Raw genomic sequence first — 19618 nt, 5'->3', positions numbered from 1 at the left:
CCTCTCCAAGGATGTAATGGATGAACTCCCCTTGGAAATCGTGTTCCCAAGGGGAATCATCACAAAGCCTCGATCTTATTTCAGAATGAACAGCTCTTGCAGGATGTCTCGGAGGATGGAGGCATTCATTGTCACGTAATTTCCACCCAACATTCTGGAGTGGATACCGTACCCTTCGTACGTCATCAGTCGTTTCGTAGCCTGTGTCCAAGCGGCTTCATTCCATTTGACTGCGGCCAGATCTTCTTCGCCCGATTCCAGCTCTGATTGAATGAGATGGATCGCTGCGTTCGTTGCACCCGTATTGATCAGTTGATTGTGGTACATCACGTAGCTGACCGTTTTTCGAATGAAGCTTTGCTTGACGAATTCATTGGCAGCGTACAAATTGAAGTCTTCTTGCGTCATGTTGAACATCTCGATGTTCTCACCAATTTCGGCAAATAACTGGGCAATGTCACTCTCTGTTTCCGCCAGAGTCCTCTCCATCACCTTGTCTTTCCAGTACGAATCGAACAAGATGAGATCGGTCACGACATATCCTTGGTTCTCCAGTTCTTTTGCGACTTCAAATGCCAGATTGCCTCCAGAGGAATACCCCATGAGCGTATAGGGTCCTTTTGGATCAATCGCTACAATGGCTTCGATGTACTGCTCAAGTCGATTGTCTTCTTGGATGAAATCAAAGCTATACAAGGAGACGCCCTTGATTTCATCAGCAAGCTTTTGGTAATAGACACTTTGGGCTCCAATCGGCGTAAAGCAGAATACCTTTCTCGCCGTCTCTTCATTTAAGAGAATGGGACCACCGGAGTTGCCCTCGAAGTTCTTGTGCGTGATGAAATCGGCTACCTTCTCAATGGTTGGATGCTGGAAGATAAGGTTTAACGGAAGTTCAATCTGCATGTACTCATACACCTTTGCAACTAACAGTGTTGCTTTCAATGAGTGCCCACCCAGTTCAAAGAAATGGTCAGTGATGCCGATTGGTTCTATCCCCAAAACTTCCTGCCAAATGGCAGCCAATTGATGCTCAGTCGCACTTCTTGGGGCCACGAACTCACGTGAGGCCGCATCCGATGGCTTTGGCTTCGGCAACGCTTTGCGATCCACTTTTCCATTGGCTGAAAGCGGCAGTTGATCCAACTGGACAAAATAGCTTGGAACCATGTAAGCAGGCAGTTCCTTCGCCAGATACCTTCTCAGCTCGGAAATGGATACCTCTGCTGCTGGGACGAGATAAGCGCAAAGATACTGTCCGGCCGTTACGTCATCCTCTTGCACAACTACCACTGCCTGATCGATGCCATCGTAAGCAAGTATAGTGCTCTCGATCTCCCCGATCTCGATGCGGTACCCTCTCACCTTCACCTGTTCGTCAGCCCGGCCGATGTAATCGATCGTGCCATCCGTCCGCCATTTCACCAAGTCACCCGTTTTATACATGAGCTCCCCTGGCACAAACGGATTCGGAACGAACTTTTCTTGAGTGAGCTCTGGTTTATTCAAATAACCTCTTGCCAGTCCTGGTCCTCCGATGCATAGCTCTCCCACTACGCCAATCGGTTGCAAATGATGTTGCGTATCTACGATGTAAACCTGTACATTGGCTAGCGGTCGTCCAATCGTGATATCTTGCCCCGCTTCAATCGAACGAGAGATGGTGGTGACGACGCTGTTTTCGGTCGGACCGTATTCATTGTTGATCTCGATTGCTGGATGCTTTTCTTTCGTTTTTTGCACAAGCTGCGGAGGTAGTTTCTCGCCTCCCAGTGTCACGCAACGCAGAGGTGAGAAGTCGGCAGCAGTCGAGCAATCCAGAATTGCCTGGAACAGACTCGGTACACCGTAGTAATGTGTGACTTCCGTCGAGGCAATCAGCTTTTTCAGCGCTACCGGATCTTTCGCTTCTTCCTCTCTCGGCAAGACGCAAGTAGCACCTCCGAAAAGCGGAGCGAACAAGCTGGCTACAAACCCATCGAAGGCAAATGAGAATACCTGCAACGCCTTGTCTCCCGGTCCGAATCCATATTCATCTCTTCTCCACTGCAAGCAATTGACGATTCCTCGATGTGGAATCATAACGCCCTTCGGCTTACCGGTCGTACCCGATGTATAGATTACATAGGCGAGATCAGTTGGTTGATTGAGTGATGAGAGATTGGAGCCATCCATCTTGTTGTCATGCTCTGCGTTCAGATCAAGCCAGTCAAGACCGCTCGACACGCGAGACAATAGTTCTGATAAATGAGATTGGCAGAGAAGCAGTGCTGCGTTGCTGTCCGCAAGCAGGTACTGGATGCGTTCTTGCGGATAAGCCGGGTCGATTGGAACATACGCTCCGCCTGCCTTTAAGATACCGAGGATGCCAATGATCATCTCTGGTGAACGCTCCGCCATGACTGCTACAAGACGATCGGGTCCAACTCCCCTGGTGCGCAAAACTCTTGCCAGTCTGTTGGCCCGCTCATTGAGCTCGCTGTACGTCAGTGACTGACCGTTAAAGAGAATGGCTGCCTGATCTGGCGTCTTCGCGACTTGCTCTTCGAATAATTGATGCATCGTTTTGTCCGGTACGTAGCTAACACCTGTATCATTGAACTTCCCGAAAATTTGCTGCTTCTCTTCCGTCGAGAGCATATCGATTTCGCTCAAGCGGATATGCGGGTTTTGCACAACGATTTGGGCAATAGCCATGAAGTGGTTGCTTAACCGTTCAATTGTCTCTCTCGTAAACAAGCTTGTGCTGTACTCCACGCCAATGCGAATCTCTTCACGCTCTTCTGTGGCAATCAACGTCAAATCAAATTTGGAATGGTTGCCAGCCTGATCAGTCATGAAAGGAGCGAGTGTCAAGCCGAGCAAGTCGATAGCATCATCCGTGTTGTTTTGCACAGTAAACATCGTGTCGAAGAGCGGGTTTCTGCTTAAGTCTCGCGGAATGTCGAGTTTTTCCACCAGTTCCTCAAACGGATAATCCTGATGAACATAAGCGTCCAGTGCATTCTGCTTGACTTCCAGCAACAACTCGGTGAATGTTTTCCCAGCAAGCGGCTTGTTTCTCATCGCCAATGTGTTGACAAACATACCGACGATTGGTTCCAGATCAGCATGGGATCTACCTGTAATCGGCGTGCCGACGATGATGTCCTCTTGCCCGGAATATTTGGAAAGCAGTACGTTGTACGTCGCGAGGAGCACCATATACAGTGTCGTTCCCGTTTCTCGAGCCAGCTGGTTCAAGCCTTCCATAAGCTGTTTACCGGTTCCGATGCTATACTGATCTCCTGCGAAATTTTGAATGCTTGGTCGGGTGAAATCTGTTTGCAGGTTCAGCACTGGAATTTCGTCTGCAAACACTTGAGCCCAGTACTGTTCTTGCTTGTTGAAGGCATCGGACTCAAAAAGCTCCCGTTGCCATACGGAGAAGTCCTTGTACTGGATTCGCAGCTCTGGCAAAACATCCCCTTGGTACAACTTCACTAAGTCAGACAGGAGAATGCCGGAGGATACACCGTCGGAAATGCTGTGATGCATGTCGGTAAAGAGCACATGACGATCTTCTCCGATATGCAGGAGACGGACGCGAAGCAACGGCGCTACCCCCAGATCGAATGGCTGAACAAGGGATGAAAGAACCTCTTGTGCCTGATCTTCTGTGATCGTTGTATACGAAAGTTCAAAAGATACTTCCTCGTGAATCTTCTGAACAGGTTCTCCATTTACAACGGCAAAAGACGTACGAAGACTTTCATGTCGCGCAATCAGCCGCTTGAACGCTGTCTCTAATCGTTCCGGTTCCAGCTTTCCTTCGATCAGCATAGTCGAAGGCATATTGTAGCTGATGCCGACTCCCTCGAACTGATGGAGGATATACATGCGCTTTTGAGCCGATGAAACAGGGTAATACTCTTGCGCAGGTGCTGGTTGGATCGAAATGACATATCCTCTTGCTGTCTCTTCGATGTGTGCAGCCAATTGCTGAATCGTCGGTTTTTCGAACAAAATACGAAGCGGAATATCGACTTGATATTCGTTATGCATGCTCGAAATCACACTCATCGCACGTAGGGAATGACCGCCAATTGCAAAGAAATCATCCAGAACCCCTACATGTTCCACATTCAGCACTTGCTCCCAGACGCGGGCCAATTGCGCTTCCAACTCCGTACGAGGTGCCACGTACTCTGTCGTTCTGAGTAGAGATACATCTGGCGCCGGCAAGGAACGTCTGTCGATCTTCCCGTTTGCGGTAAGCGGCAGCGCTTCAAGCGTTACGAAATACGATGGAATCATCGCTTGAGGCAATTCTTTTAGCAATTCCTTACGTACTTGTGCTGTATCGATCTCATGGTCTGCCACCATGTACGCGCATAGATACTTTTCTTGTCTGTGATCCTCTCTTGCGATGACAACTGCTTCAAGGATTCCGTCCAGCTTGCGTAGCTGTGTCTCGATTTCGCCCAGCTCGATACGGACACCCCTGATTTTCACTTGATGATCGTTACGACCCAGGAATTCTACATTGCCATCCGCGCGCCATTTTGCCAAATCACCCGTACGGTACAAGAGTTCACCTGATGCAAAAGGATTCGGTACGAACTTCTCCTGCGTCAGCTCAGGTCTGTTCAAATAACCGCGAGCGACCCCAGCTCCACCGATGCACAACTCCCCCACGACTCCAACAGGTTGAAGATTCAATTGTTGATCCATCACATACATCTGCATATTCGGCAGCGGTTTTCCGATCGGTACCGTTCCCGAGCGAATGGATGAGGCATCTGTTTCTTCGTAATAGCTGGAATCGATGCACGCCTCTGTTACGCCATAACTGTTAACAATGCGCATTGTCTGGCTGAATCTGGCGAGCAAGGTCTTGAAGTCTTCTGCCGAACAACTGTCTGCTCCGAGGATCAGGAGCTTCATCTGACTGATGTCGAGCTTGTTTTCGTAAATGTAATGCATCAACGGCATGATCAAAGCTGGTGTGGCTTCGAAAATCGTTATTTCATACCGCTTGATGATTTCGTACAAGGAAGCAGGGTCCATTTTGACCTCATTCGGGCAAATGACCAGTTGCCCTCCTGTGAGCAATGCTCTGGCAAAATCGCCAGTCGATACGTCGAAGGCGAAGCTCGCCATTTGCAGCAAGCGAACCGGGAAGGTATCCAAGTGATACTCATCCTGCCATGCAAACGCGACATTCGCATAGCTCCGGTGCTCGATCACGACCCCTTTTGGCTTGCCAGTCGTACCGGACGTATAAATGATGTAAGCAGCGTGTTCCGGCAGTGCAACAGGTTCCAGATTGCTCGCTTCTCCCTGATACAACCCCTCTGCATCCAGATAGAGCGTTTCGTAAGGGAATGCAAGCTGCGTATTCATCTTTTGCAAGGTAAGGAACAACTTCGCATCGCTATCTTCCAAAATGAATGTTTGACGCTCCAACGGATAGTCTGGATCAATCGGAACGTAGGCGCCGCCGGCTTTCAAAATACCGAGCGTCCCTACTACCATGTGCAAGGAGCGGTCTACCATGATGCCGACATTGCTCTCTGGCTTGACTCCCATTTTGCGCAAAACACGTGCGAGTTGGTTGGCTTTTTCATTTAATTCCCGATACGTAAGCTGTTCGTCCTCGAAGATGACAGCTACTTCGTTCGGTGTTTTTTCTACCTGCTCTTCGAATAGCTCCTGGAACGTTTTATTCGTTGGATAAGCGGCTTTTGTTGCATTGAAATCATGCAGCATTTGCTCTATCTCTTCTTTTGACAAAACATTGATCTCTGCCAGCTTGCAATCTGGATTGGCAATGATCGTCTGTAGAAGATGGACGTAATGCGTTGCCATGCGGTCGATCGATTCTTTTGCAAACAACTTCGTGCAATAGCTGAATTGCACGAGTAGCTCATCCTGTTGTTCCATCGCGTCCAGAGCGATATCGAATTTCGCGATCTTGCCATCTACCGGGTAAGCGGACATGTTGAGTCCGGCAATTTCTAATGCAGAGGAGTCCGCAAGCCCCAGACTGAACATCGTATCGAACAGTGGATTTCGACTTAAATCGCGCCGTACTTGCAACTTATCTACGAGATGTTCAAACGGATAATCCTGATGTTCAAACGCTTGCAGTGCATTCTGTTTCACGTCACCCAAAAACTCGCGGAAGGTCAGGTTGCCTGCTGCCACATTTTTCAAGGCAAGCGTGTTGACGAACATGCCGACGACTCGTTCCACATCTGCGTGGGATCGACCTGCAATCGGTGTACCGACAACGATTTCTTCCTGTCCTGCGTATTTGGACAGCAGTACATTGTAGGCTGCCAAAAGCACCATGAACAGTGTGGAGCCCGTATTTGCAGCGAGTTGTCGCAACTCCGCAAGCAATTGATTTCCTGTACCGATCGCTACTGTGTCGCCTTCGAAGCTTTGAACAGTAGGTCTTGGGAAATCATTTGGCAGGTTGAGTAACGGGATCTCCCCTGCAAAGACATCCGTCCAATAGTCCTGCTGTTTTTGGAAACGCTCAGACTGGGACAGTTTCGTCTGCCAAGCAGCAAAATCTTTATACTGGATGCGCATGTCAGGGAGCTGCTTTTCTTCGTATAAGCTCGCAAACTCCTTGGCGATGACTGCAAGCGATACACCATCAGAGATAATGTGATGCATATCCATGAAGAACAAGTGTCGTTCTTCTCCCAGTTTCAACAAGTGAACCCGGAACAGCGGAGCCAACTCGAGATTAAATGGCTGAACCAACTCTTGAATGCGTTGCTCTACTTGGTCTTCTGTCGCCTCGGAAATACCGATGTGCAGCGTGACATCCTCATGGATTCGTTGAACTGGTTCCCCGTTTTTCGAATGGAAGGATGTTCGCAAGGATTCATGTCGTTTTACCAGTGTTTGGATCGCATGTTCAAAGCGCTCGTAATCCAGTTGGCCATCTATGATCAGCACATTTGGCACGTTGTAGCTGATCCCGCTTCCTTCAAACTCATGCAGGATGTACATTCTTTTTTGTGCGAACGAGACTGGGTAAAACTCTGCTTGCTCTACTAGTTGAATGGTCTCGAACTGTTCAATCTCACTCGCAGTGATATAGGCAGCCAGCTCATGGATCGTAGCAGATTCAAACAGTGCTTTTAACGGAAGCTCTACCTGGAATGCTTTATGCACCTGCGTGATTACATTCATAGCCTTGAGAGAATGTCCACCCAGTTCAAAGAAGTTGTCATGAATGCCTATCGGATGAATCCCCAGAACCTCTTGCCAAATTTCAGCCAGCCTCTGCTCCGTTGTATTTTGTGGGGCGACATATGTGGAGCCTTGTACCCGATCTCCAGATGGTTCAGGCAAAGCTCTGCGATTGACCTTCCCATTTGCAGTCAAAGGCAGTTTATCCATTTGAACATAGAAGGCTGGAACCATGTAGCTAGGCAATTCTTTGGAAATAGCCTCTCTCACCTCTGCTACGTCGAGCTCCTCTTCTGGAACAAAGTAAGCGCAGAGAGCTTTTTGGCCGTTCGTATCATCCATCACGGTAACGACAGCTTCTTTTACCTTTTCCAGATTAGTCAAGACGCTCTCGATTTCCCCAAGCTCGATCCGATAGCCCCTGATCTTTACCTGTTGGTCGATACGTCCCAAATACTCAATCGTTCCATCCGCCTTCCATCTCGCCAAATCCCCTGTGCGGTACATATTTTCACCAGAAACAAACGGATTCGGAACAAATTTCTCGGCGGTCAATTCCGGCTTGTTCAAATAGCCTCTGGCAACTCCATCACCACCGACGCACAATTCACCGGGCACCCCAATTGGCTGCGGCTGGTTGTAGCGATCCACGATATACGCTGTGGAGTTCGAGATTGGCTTCCCAATCGGAATATTGTCTTCGAATTCCTTCTCAATCAAATAGCATGTCGAGAAAGTTGTGTTTTCGGTCGGGCCGTATCCGTTCCAAATTTCCAGAGCTGGATGGGCGCTGTTAACTTTGTTGATGTGTCTCGGAGACAGTGCTTCGCCACCGACGATTAACGCACGCAAACCTTCAAACATCGCCGGGTTGTCTTGCGAAAGCTGGTTAAACAGTGGTGAAGTTAACCACATCGTGGTAATCCGATTCTCTCGTAGGAAGCTGCCTAACTTCTCCGCATCCAAAAGGACATCCTTGCTCACAAGGAACAAGCTAGCACCATGCAACAGAGCCCCGAAAATCTCGAACGTCATGGCGTCAAAGCCAATGGCGCCCGTTTGAATCATGCGATCTTCTTCGCGTACCTGAACGTAATTCGTATGTTTCACCAATCGGGTGACATTGCGATGCTCGACCATGACTCCTTTTGGTTTGCCTGTTGAACCCGACGTGTACATCACATAGGCCAAGTCCTTGGCGTCATTGAGGTTGATCAGATTGCTGGCATCTTCTTGCTCCAGGCTCTCGTCTTCCAAAATGATTGGAATGAGCCCTTCTTCGACGAGATGCAAAAGATGTCTTTGAACAAGGACAACCTTCACGCCGCCATCTTCGAGCATGTAAGAAATCCGCTCGGATGGATGCTCTGGATCAATCCCCAGGTAGGCGCCTCCCGCTTTGATGATCCCCATAATGCCTGTGATCATCTCGAGAGAACGATCTGCGATCAATCCGACAACGGAATCCTCCCCGATTTCCTTACGGCGAAGAGCACTTGCGATCTGATTCGCTTTCTGGTTCAGCTCCTGATACGTCAACATCTGTCCGTCAAAAATGACAGCGGCATGCTCAGGCGTTCTCAGAACCTGCTCCTCGAATAGCTCTTGAATGGTGCTCTCGCGTGGATAATCGACTATCGTGTTGTTAAATGCGACCGTCACAAGCTGTTTTTCTTCTTCGGTCAACAAGCTGAGCTCGTGCAAGGCAGCGGTTTGATCTGCAATAACTCCTCGCAGCACCTGTAGAAAATGACCTGCCATTCTTTCTATCGTGTCTCTTTGGAACAATTTCGTTGAGTATACGAGACCAAAATGAATTCCTGTCTCATCTTCATGTGCTTCCAGCGTGAGATCGAATTTGGCGTTGCCTTGCTGCCCATCTCCGGAGTAGGCTTCAAATTTCAGTCCATCCACCTCAAAGGCTTTTTTGTCCAGGTTTTGCAAAATAAACATGGTGTCAAACAGTGGATTTCTGCTGAGATCCCGCTGGATTTCCAGTTTTTCGACCAGTGCTTCAAACGGATAATCCTGATGGGCGTATGCTTGCAGTGTATTCTGTTTAACATCTTCCAAAAATGCCTGGAACGATTTTTTGCCGTCAGGGTAGTTTCGCAAAGCCAATGTATTGACAAACATCCCCAAGACTTTTTCTACATCCGCATGCGATCTACCAGCAATCGGCGTTCCCACTACGATGTCTTCTTGACCGCTGTATTTGGAAAGGAGCACATTGTAAGCCGCCAGCAAGACCATAAACAGCGTAGTTTGGTTCTCATGGGCGAGCTTGTATAAATCGTCCATCAACGTTTTGTCAGCCTGGAACGTAATGCAATCTCCCTCAAAGCTTTGAACAAGCGGGCGAGAATAATCGGCGGGCAGATTCAGTACCGGAATGTCTCCCGCGAAGGACTGCAACCAGTAGTTCTCGTGCTTTGTATAGATGTCGGTTTGGAACAGATCCTTCTGCCAGACAGCAAAGTCTTTGTATTGAACAGCCATATCTGTTAATAATTGGTTTCTATACAACTTCGAGAATTCCTCCATGATGATCCCGACAGAGACACCATCCGAAATGATGTGATGCATATCCATCAGGAAGAGATGTCTCTTCTCTCCCAATCTGAAGAGTCCAACCCTCAACAACGGAGCCTTTTCCAAATCAAATGGTTGCACAAATGTTTCGATGGTTTGCTCGACTTGATCTTCCGTCAAATCCTCATAGCGCACATCCAGTTCGACTGCCTCATGTACACGCTGAACAGGCTCACCATTCACTGTGTGGAAGGATGTCCGCAACGATTCGTGTCGCTTGACCAGCCCGTGTATCGCGGTTTCAAAGCGTGCGTAGTCCAGATCGCCTTCAATAAACATTACGCTTGGCATGTTATAAACTGTGCCGGTACCTTCAAACTGGCGCAGGACATACATCCTCTTTTGTGCTGAAGAAACGGGATAATATTCTTGCTGCGGTACAGGATGAATCGGTATATGCGTGTCTTTTCCACTTGTCTCGATATACTGTGCCAATGCCTGAATGGTAGGTGTCGCAAAGAGCACGCTGAGTGGAAGCTCTACTTGATATTCTTTATGGATCTGTGCGGAGAGCGACATGGCTTTCAAGGAATGCCCGCCTAACTGGAAGAAGTTGTCGAGAACACCGATGTCGGTTATCCCGAGCACATGTTCCCAAATCTCTACCAGCCTGCTTTCCACAGGACTTGCTGGCGCCACATATTCTGCCCCCGTTACAGGCCTGCCTTCTGGTTTCGGCAAGGCTTTCCTGTCGATCTTTCCATTCGGCGTAAGCGGGAGATGATCGAGCTGGACCAAGTACGCAGGAATCATGTAAGACGGCAAGCTTTTCGACAGATACGTCCACAGATTCGAGACTTCAAGCTTTTCTTCCGCCGTGTAATAAGCAGCAAGCGACGATTGGCCCTGTTGGTCCTCATGGACAATCACGACAGCCGAAGTCAGCTTTTTAAAGGAGAGCATAACCGACTCAATCTCGCCGATTTCAATCCGATATCCTCTTACTTTTACCTGTTCATCCAAGCGACCGATAAATTCAATCGTTCCGTCAGGGAGCCACTTTCCTAGATCGCCCGTCTTGTACATGCGCTCGCCTTCCAAATACGGATGAGAAACAAATTTCTCTGCTGTGAGTTCCGGCTTGTTCCAATATCCACGTGCCAAACCGTGGCCACCGATGCAAATTTCCCCGACGACGCCGATTGGCTGTAGCTGATGGAATTTGTCCACGATATAGATGCTGGTGTTGGCAATGGGACGCCCGATTGTTATCACAGAATCCAGTTGCGAAATTCGTTGCCAGGTGGCGACGACACTGCTTTCTGTCGGACCGTATTCATTGACGATGACCAATTGCGGATTCTGCTGATTGCTCTTCTCAACGAGCTGAGCGGTTACTTTTTCGCCCCCTAGTGTGACGTTTTGCAGGGAACTGATATCTGTAGCAGAACCGCATTCCAATATCGCTTGGAATAAACTTGGCACGCATGTCATTTGAGTGCATCTCGCAGCTGCAATGAGCTTTCTGAGAGATACAGGATCTTTCGCTTCTTCGTCCTTCGCCAGGATGACAGCTGAACCGGAAAGGATCGGCGTAAAGAAGGAAAGAACAAAGGCATCAAATGCAAAGGATAGGGACACCAGTTTTCGATCATGAACGCTAAACTGATACTCCTCTTTTTTCCACAGCACGTTGTTGACAATGCCTCTATGCTCGACCATGACTCCTTTTGGTTTACCTGTTGTCCCCGATGTGTAGATGACATAAGCCAAATCGGAAGCGGTTTGAATCGGTTCAAGATTCGAACGGTTGGGAGAATAGTTGTTCTCCTCCTCCAGATACAGGCATTCCACGCTCACGCTAGAAGCCAGTTTAGCTCCAAGATGCTTTTGGGTAAGCAACAGGCGGGCTTCGCAATCCTCCAGCATGTAGGCCACACGGTCTTCCGGGTATTCGGGATCGATAGGCACGTAGGCTCCACCTGCTTTTAAAATGGCCATGATTCCCACAACCATTTCCAAAGAACGATTCGCCATGATTCCTACGAATTGGTTAGCCTTTACTCCCCGTTCACGCAAGGTAACGGCAAGCTGGTTTGCTCGCTCATTCAATTCGTGATAGGACATCTGCTTATCACCGATTACAATCGCTGTAACCTGTGGTGTTTTTTCCACTTGCTCCTCAAACAGCTCATGGAGTGTCTTGTTCTGCGGATATTCCGTATGCGTTTGGTTGAATTCTACTAATAAGCGATGCTTTTCTTCAGCGGAAAGCATACTGATTTCGGACAATGTAACGGCTTCTTGCTCAATAACGGCATGAAGGATTCGGATGAAATGTGCCGCTATTTTTTCAATGGTCTCTCTTGTAAACAATTTGGTGCAGTAATCAAGGCTAAAGATGATTTCTTCATCTTCTTCGTACGCCTCTAATGACAGATCAAACTTGGCCTGATTTACTTCTGCCATATAGGGTGTAAACGTCAGTTGCTCCATTTCGAATGGCTTCTGATCCATATTTTGCAAGATAAATACGGTGTCAAACAAAGGATTGCGGCTCAGATCCCGTTGAATGTCCAACTTATCGATCAGCTCATCCAGTGGATAATCCTGATTCTCAAAAGCTTTCAGCGTATTGTTTTTCACTTCTGCCAAAAAGCTAAGGAAGGTCTTCGTCCCCACAGGCTCGTTTCGCAACGCCAGTGTATTGACAAACATACCGATGATCGAATCCGTTTCAGCATGGGACCTGCCAGCAGTAGGCGCGCCAACAATAATGTCCTCTTGTCCAGAGTATTTGGCCAGAAGTACATTGTAGGCCGCCAGCAAAACCATGTAGAGCGTAGCTCCTGTACCATGGGCAAGTCGATTCAGTTCTTTTTTCAAAAGGGCACCGGAGCCGAAAATAAATCGCTCACCCTCGAAGCTTTTCACAGAAGGTCTCGGATAATCCGTTGCAAGATTCAATACAGGAATTTCTCCCGTAAAGGTATCGATCCAATAGGCTTCCTGTGCAGCAAACTCTTCCGTCTCGTACCATTGATTCTGCCAATGGGCAAAGTCTTTGTACTGAATGCTCAGTTCAGGCAGCTCTTCCCCGTGATAAAGCTGAGCAAGCTCTTGAACCAGAATGCCAATCGATACACCATCCACCACAATATGGTGAAAATCCAGCATAAAAAGATGGCGTTCCAGAGGCAGTTTGACCAGTCCAGCGCGTATCAGTGGAGCTTTTTCCAAGTCGAACGGTTGAATAAATTGCTCGACGATTTGTTTCAGCTCTCCCTCTGTTGACTCCATCGACGAGATTTCCAGTTCAACATCTTCATGTACGCGCTGAACAGTCTCTCCTTTCACGGTGTGGAACGAGGTACGCAGAGATTCATGGCGTCTCACCAGACTCTTGAGCGCTTGCTGCAAACGCTCTGTATCCAGCTTGCCATCGATGTACAGGATGCCCGGCATGTTGTAGCTGATACCTGCACCTTCCATTTGTCGGAGAATAAACATTCTCTTTTGTGCAGAAGACACGGAGTAATACTCCTGCTTTTGGACAGGTTCAATCTTCGTATACTTGCCTTTTCCAGCAGTAGCGATGTATGCCGACAAGCCAGCGATGGTAGGCGATTCAAACAGTGTTTTCAACGGCACATCTACATGAAGGGTGCGATGGATCAAAGAGATGACGTTCATCGCCTTCAAGGAGTGTCCGCCCAACTCGAAGAAATGATCGTGTACCCCGATTGGGTTCACGCCAAGTACACTTTGCCAAATGTCTGCGAGCGTAGCTTCCACTTCATTGCGCGGAGCTACATACACGATTTCAGATGTGGATGCTCCCTCTGGCTGAGGCAATGCTTTGCGATCCACCTTGCCATTTGCTGTGAGCGGTAGCTTCTCCAAATAAACAAAATAAGAAGGAACCATATAAGCTGGCAAATGGGACGCCATATAAGCTCTCAGGTCGGCTGTCTTGATTTCCCTATCGGAAACGATATAAGCGTACAAGTTGTTTTGCCCTTTTTCATCTGGACGGGCAAGGACAATAGCCGTTTTGATCCATTCATGCTGCATAAGCCTTGCTTCGATCTCACCCAATTCGATCCGGTGTCCTCTGATTTTGACCTGATGGTCGATGCGTCCGAGATATTCCACGTTGCCGCAGGCTAGATACCTTACCATGTCTCCCGTACGGTACATCCTGCTACCCGGTTCAAACGGATTGTCAATGAAGCTGGCTGCTGTCAGTTCTTCACGATTCCAGTAGCCGCGGGCCAAACCATCGCCAGCAATGCACAGTTCTCCTGCAACCCCTATTGGCTGGAGCTGGTTGCTCGCATTTACGACATACAAACGGACGTTATCAATCGGTTTGCCAATGGGAATCACGCCATACTCCGGCAAACGAGGGCAAATCCAGTATGTCGCATCAATCGTGGATTCTGTAGGACCATAGAGGTTAATCAACTGTGCCGTTTGCGTCTGGTAAAAGCGCGAAACTAGCGCAGGTGCCAATGCTTCTCCACCACAAAAAACGCGTTGCAAGCTCGTGCAATTGCTCCATCCTGGTTCGGTCATGATCAGGTCCAGCAAGGAAGGAACCATCTGTAATGTCGTGATCTTCTCTTCTCTGATCATGCGAGTCATGTACGCGATGTCGCGATGTCCGTCTGGCATTGCCAGTACCAGGCGTCCCCCTGTGATCAGTGGCAAATAAAATTCCCATACGGAAGCATCGAAGGAAAATGGCGTTTTTTGCAAGACAGCATCTTCTGTAGTCAGCGGGAAGGCATTCCTCATCCAAAGCATGTGATTGCAAATCGCTTGATGCGTGATCATAACCCCTTTGGGATTTCCGGTCGATCCAGAAGTATAAATGACATAAGCCAAGTCATCCCCACCAGCGACATTGTCAAGATTGGTGTCGTCCCCTGCATAAATCGCTTCATCGTCAACATCAATGATTTCTCCTGTATACTCTACTGTCTCTTTCAAATGACGCTGTGTCAGAAGAATAGGAGCCTTGCTGTCGCTGAGCATGTATTGGATTCTTTCTGGCGGGTAGGTAGGATCAATTGGCGTATACGCACCACCTGCTTTTAACACGGCCAACATGCTCACGACCATCCCGATAGAACGGTCTACCATAATGCCGATCAACGTATCTGGTTGCGTTCCTTTGCTCCGCAGCAAACGAGCTACTTGATTGGCCCGGGCGTTCAACTGGCGATAGGTCAATGTGTATCCGTCATAGGCTACCGCTACTTGATCTGGCGTAAGCACTACCTGCTCTTCAAACATTTGATGCAATACCTGATCAGCGGAACGTTCGACAAAAGTGTCATTGACGTTCAGGATCAGAGCACGTTTTTCTGCTTCTGTCATCATGTCGATTTCTGCTAGCTTGGCATTCGGCTGTGCAGGAATGGTACGCAGGATTTCCAGATAATGATGGGCCATTCTTTGGATCGTTTCTTTTTTGAACAGCTTTGTTCCAAATGCAAATTGGAATTGAATGTCAGATTGCGATTCACTCGCATTCAAAGCAAGATCGAACTTTGAAATTTTGTTAAACAACTCATAAGGAGCTGCTGTAAGCTGCTCGATTTCCAGCGACTGCTGATTCGCATTTTCCAAAGAAAACATAGTATCAAACAAAGGATTTCGGCTGATGTCACGTTGAATCGCCAGCTTTTCCACCAGCTCTTCAAATGGATAATCCTGATTGTCATAAGCCGCCAGCGCATTTTGTTTCACTTCTTGCAAGAATTCGGTAAAGGTTTTGTCACTCGCAGGATGATTTCTCATCGCCAACGTATTCACAAAGATTCCCATGATGTTTTCCACGTCGGCATGAGAACGACCAGCGACAGGCGTCCCCACAATGATGTCCTCTTGGCCCGAATACTTGGACAGGAGGACATGGTAAGCTGCGAGCAAGACCATATACAGGGTTGTTCCCGTATCTGCTGCTATCTTGCGCAAACTCTCCGTCAATTCTTTTCCTGCGTCAAAAAGGACAAGATCCCCATCAAAGCTCTGAATGGTTGGTCGCGGATAATCCGTCGGCAGATTGAGCAAAGGAATTTCATCAGCAAACGTATTTAACCAGTGGAGCTCCTGCTTCTTGTACACATCCGTCTGGAAAAGCTCATTTTGCCAAGCCGCGAAATCCTTGTATTGGAGAGAAAGAGGCTCCAAGGCTTCCCCTTGGTATAACTTGGCAAATTCGCTCAGTAAAATTTGGGACGAAACACCGTCCGAGATGATATGGTGCATATCGAGTAGGAACAAATGACGATCTTTGCCCAGCTTAACCAAGCCTGTTCGAATCAACGGAGCGATTCCGAGATCAAAAGGACGGACGAAATCGCGCATGATCTGCTCCGCCTTGTCTTCCGTAGACTTCAGCATCAGGATGGGTACTTCTACCTCATCATGCACTTTCTGTACAGGCTCACCATCGATACGGTGGAAGGAGGTGCGCAAGGCTTCGTGGCGCTCCGCCAGTCGTTGGACCGTGCTAGCAAAACGATTGTAATCCAGCTTTCCTTCCAGCAGCATTGCGCCCGAAATGTTATAGCTGATGCCACTTCCTTCAAATTGCTGAAGGATGTACATTCTCTTTTGAGCAGAAGATACGGGATAAAATTCTTTTTCCTCAACCGGTTGAATGGCTGTGTACGCGCTTTTCCCCGATTTCGCGATAAAAGCAGCGAGCTGGGATACGGTCGGATTCTCAAACAGTGCCTTTACTGGCAAATCCACTTCCAACGCTTTCGATACTTGAAAGATGACTGTCATAGCCTTCAGTGAATGTCCGCCCAAATCAAAGAAATGATCGTGAACACCTACACGACTAACCCCCAGGGCCTGCTGCCAAATCTCAGCCAATTTGGTTTCCATTTCATTCTGCGGAGCGACGTACGCCGTTCCCGTTACAACTGCACCGTCAGGCTTCGGCAATTTCTTCCGCTCAACTTTTCCATTGGCTGTCAGCGGAATTTCTTCCAGACGAACAAAGAAGGACGGGATCATGTAGGAAGGAAGCGTACTTCCCAAATGCTCTCGTAGTTCTGATACGGTCAACTCCTGCTCGGAAACAATGTAGGCATAGAGCACATTTTGACCACTGTCATCCTTTTCCGCGATAACAACGGCTTCCTTGATCCATTCATGCTGCGTTAAACGCGTCTCAATCTCACCCATCTCAATCCGATGTCCACGAATCTTCACTTGATGGTCGATTCTTCCCAAGTATTCCATATTGCCGTCGGGCAGCCATTTCGCCAGATCGCCTGTTCGATACATTTTGGTCCCCGGACGGAACGGATTATCGATGAACTTTTCCTGGGTCAGGTCTGGTCTGTTGAAATATCCTTTGGCTACGCCATCCCCAGCTATATACATTTCACCGATGGAGCCAACGGGTATCGGCTGCATAGCGGAATCGAGCAAATAAAGCTGGACGTTGTCAGCAGGAACTCCGATTGGTACCGATTCTTGGATCGGCTTCTCTGGGTCATACAAATAAATCATGCAGCCTACAACCGTTTCGGTAGGTCCATACTCATTGAAAATCTTGACATTCTGTCCAAAGTTCTCATAGATTCTCTTCGCCAATTGGGTTGGCAAGTTCTCACCACCGACAATAAACCGTCGGATGCTGCTGTTTGTTCCATCTATTTCTTCTATCAGCTTCAAATGTGTTGGCGTCAGCTTGATGATTCCCACTTGATTATCTTGGATGATGTCTAAAATGACCTGTACCTTATCTGCCCCTCTGTATACATAGATCGTATTGCCTGACAAAAGTGGCGTGAAAATCGAGGTGACAGTCAAATCAAACGAAATGGAAGAGTATAACGGAAAGTCGACAGCTTCCCCTTGAACATACTCCTTGTTCGCCCACCAAATGTAATTGACGAGACCTCGGTGGGTAATCATCGCGCCTTTTGGATTCCCCGTTGACCCGGAAGTATAGATCATGTACGCCAAATCGTCCGGTGTGCATGAATTGTCAAGATCCGTACTGTCACCTTCAAACAAAGAAGGATTGTCTAGGTAGAGGATGTCGCCTTCAAACTCGACTTTTTCTTGAAGATGAGACTGCGTCAATAGAATCGTCGTCTGACTGTCATCTAGTAAATACTGAATTCTCTCTATCGGATACTCGGGATCAATCGGCAAATAGGCGCCGCCTGATTTTAGAACTGCCATAATCGCCACAATCAGCTCGAGTGAATGCTCCGCCATAATGGAGACGATACTGCCCTGAGAAATTCCTTTCCCACGCAGAGCTCTGGCCAACTGGTTGGAACGCTCCTGAAGCTCCTGGTAAGTAAGGCGATCTTCCCCGCAAACAACCGCTACTTTCGAAGGTGTCTGTCTTGCCTGCTCCGCGATCAGCTCGAAAATCATTTTGTCGCGTGGATAATCAGCGGTTGTGTCGTTATAAGCGACCAGCAATTGCTGTTTTTCCTCATCCGTAATGATGCCGATATCTTCAAGCAGTACATTCGAATTGTGAATGACCTGATCAATGATCGTTTTCAAGTGACCTTCTACTCGGTTCATAAATGACTCTTCATAAACCGATGCATTGTAGCTCAACTTTACATACATCTCATTCGAAGGCGCGACTGCTACCACAACGTTAAAATCATAGGAAGTCTGTTCTTCCCCATTTTCCACGTTGAATTGAAAGCCTAAGGAATCCTCCCGATCACTCGAAGCATGATCCGGGTAGTTTTCATACGTCACCAAATGATCAATTAACTCTTGTTTCAGTACCGTCTTGCTCTGAATTTCGTACAGCGGAGCGAAATCATAAGAAGCAGAAGCCAAGGCTTGCTTCTGAACTGTTTTTAGCAGCCCACTGAAGGTTTGTTTTCTACTCGTTTGCACGCGGGTTGGGATCGTGTTAATGAACAATCCGACCATGCTCTCAATCCCTTGAATCCCTGGCGGACGACCTGACACAACAGAACCGAAAACCACATCGTCCGAGTTTTTATACTTGCTCGCCAAAATCCCCCAAAGAGATTGAAATACACTGCTCAACGTAGCCTGATTCTGACTGGCAATCTGCATCAACTGCTGAGTCTTCTCAGGTGCGATGGTGAAAAGATTCTCCACATGGACATAACTGCCATCTTCCGCTACATTCTTCTTTTTAGGGAAGTCAGCCTGATGGTCATAGCCTTCCAGGTAGTTCTGCCAGTAAGTAAGTGCTTCTTCTTTATTTTGCTTATCCAGCCATTTGATATATTCGCTGTATGGTTTGGTTGCTTCTCGCGGAATAGTCTCACCCTTACGAATGGCGGCATAGTACGCGAGCAGCTTATGAAGCAAGACCCCCAAAGACCAACCGTCGACGATGATATGGTGGAATGCCCAAACGAACTGGTACTGGTTCTCCCCCGTTTGGAAAATGGCTGCTTTCATCAAGACGTCTTTCGTCAGCTCAAACGTATGATGCTGGTTGGTATACGCTTTTATGTATTCGTTCTGATCATCTATTGGCAAATGAGCAATGTTTTCGAAATGAATGGTAACTTTTCTCTCTTTAAAAACAACCTGTCGAGGTCTCTGCAGGTTTTGATAAACGAACACCGTGCGCAAAACTTCATAGTTCTCTACGAGCTTGTTCATGCTCTCTTCAAAAATGGGCAGGTGAAAATCACCTTGGAGTTTTGCGGACATTTGGAGGCAGTAGGCGCTGCTGTTTGTGTCACTGACAGCATGAAACAACATACCCTCTTGCAATGGGGTTAACGGGTAAATTTTTGCGATATTTTCCTGCTTATTCATTCTGCACCTCAACTCTGTGATTTATCGTTTTAGAGAGGGTTCCTCCAATAAAAGCGAAATGTCCAAGCTTTTATTGGAG

The 19618-nt window shown here is 47.9% G+C and carries 1 protein-coding gene; it reads right to left on the bottom strand.

Going from position 1 to position 19618, the window contains the following annotated elements; translation table 11 throughout:
- Positions 1–75: 75 nt before the first annotated feature.
- Positions 76–19539, bottom strand: a complete 19464-nt coding sequence (tycC, locus tag FO446_RS14410) for a tyrocidine non-ribosomal peptide synthetase TycC (RefSeq protein ID WP_237900952.1) — start codon at positions 19537–19539, stop codon at positions 76–78.
- Positions 19540–19618: the final 79 nt, after the last annotated feature.

The sequence above is a fragment of the Brevibacillus brevis genome (assembly GCF_022026395.1).
GTDB lineage: Bacteria > Bacillota > Bacilli > Brevibacillales > Brevibacillaceae > Brevibacillus.
This window is presented reverse-complemented; position numbering and strand designations above follow the sequence as displayed.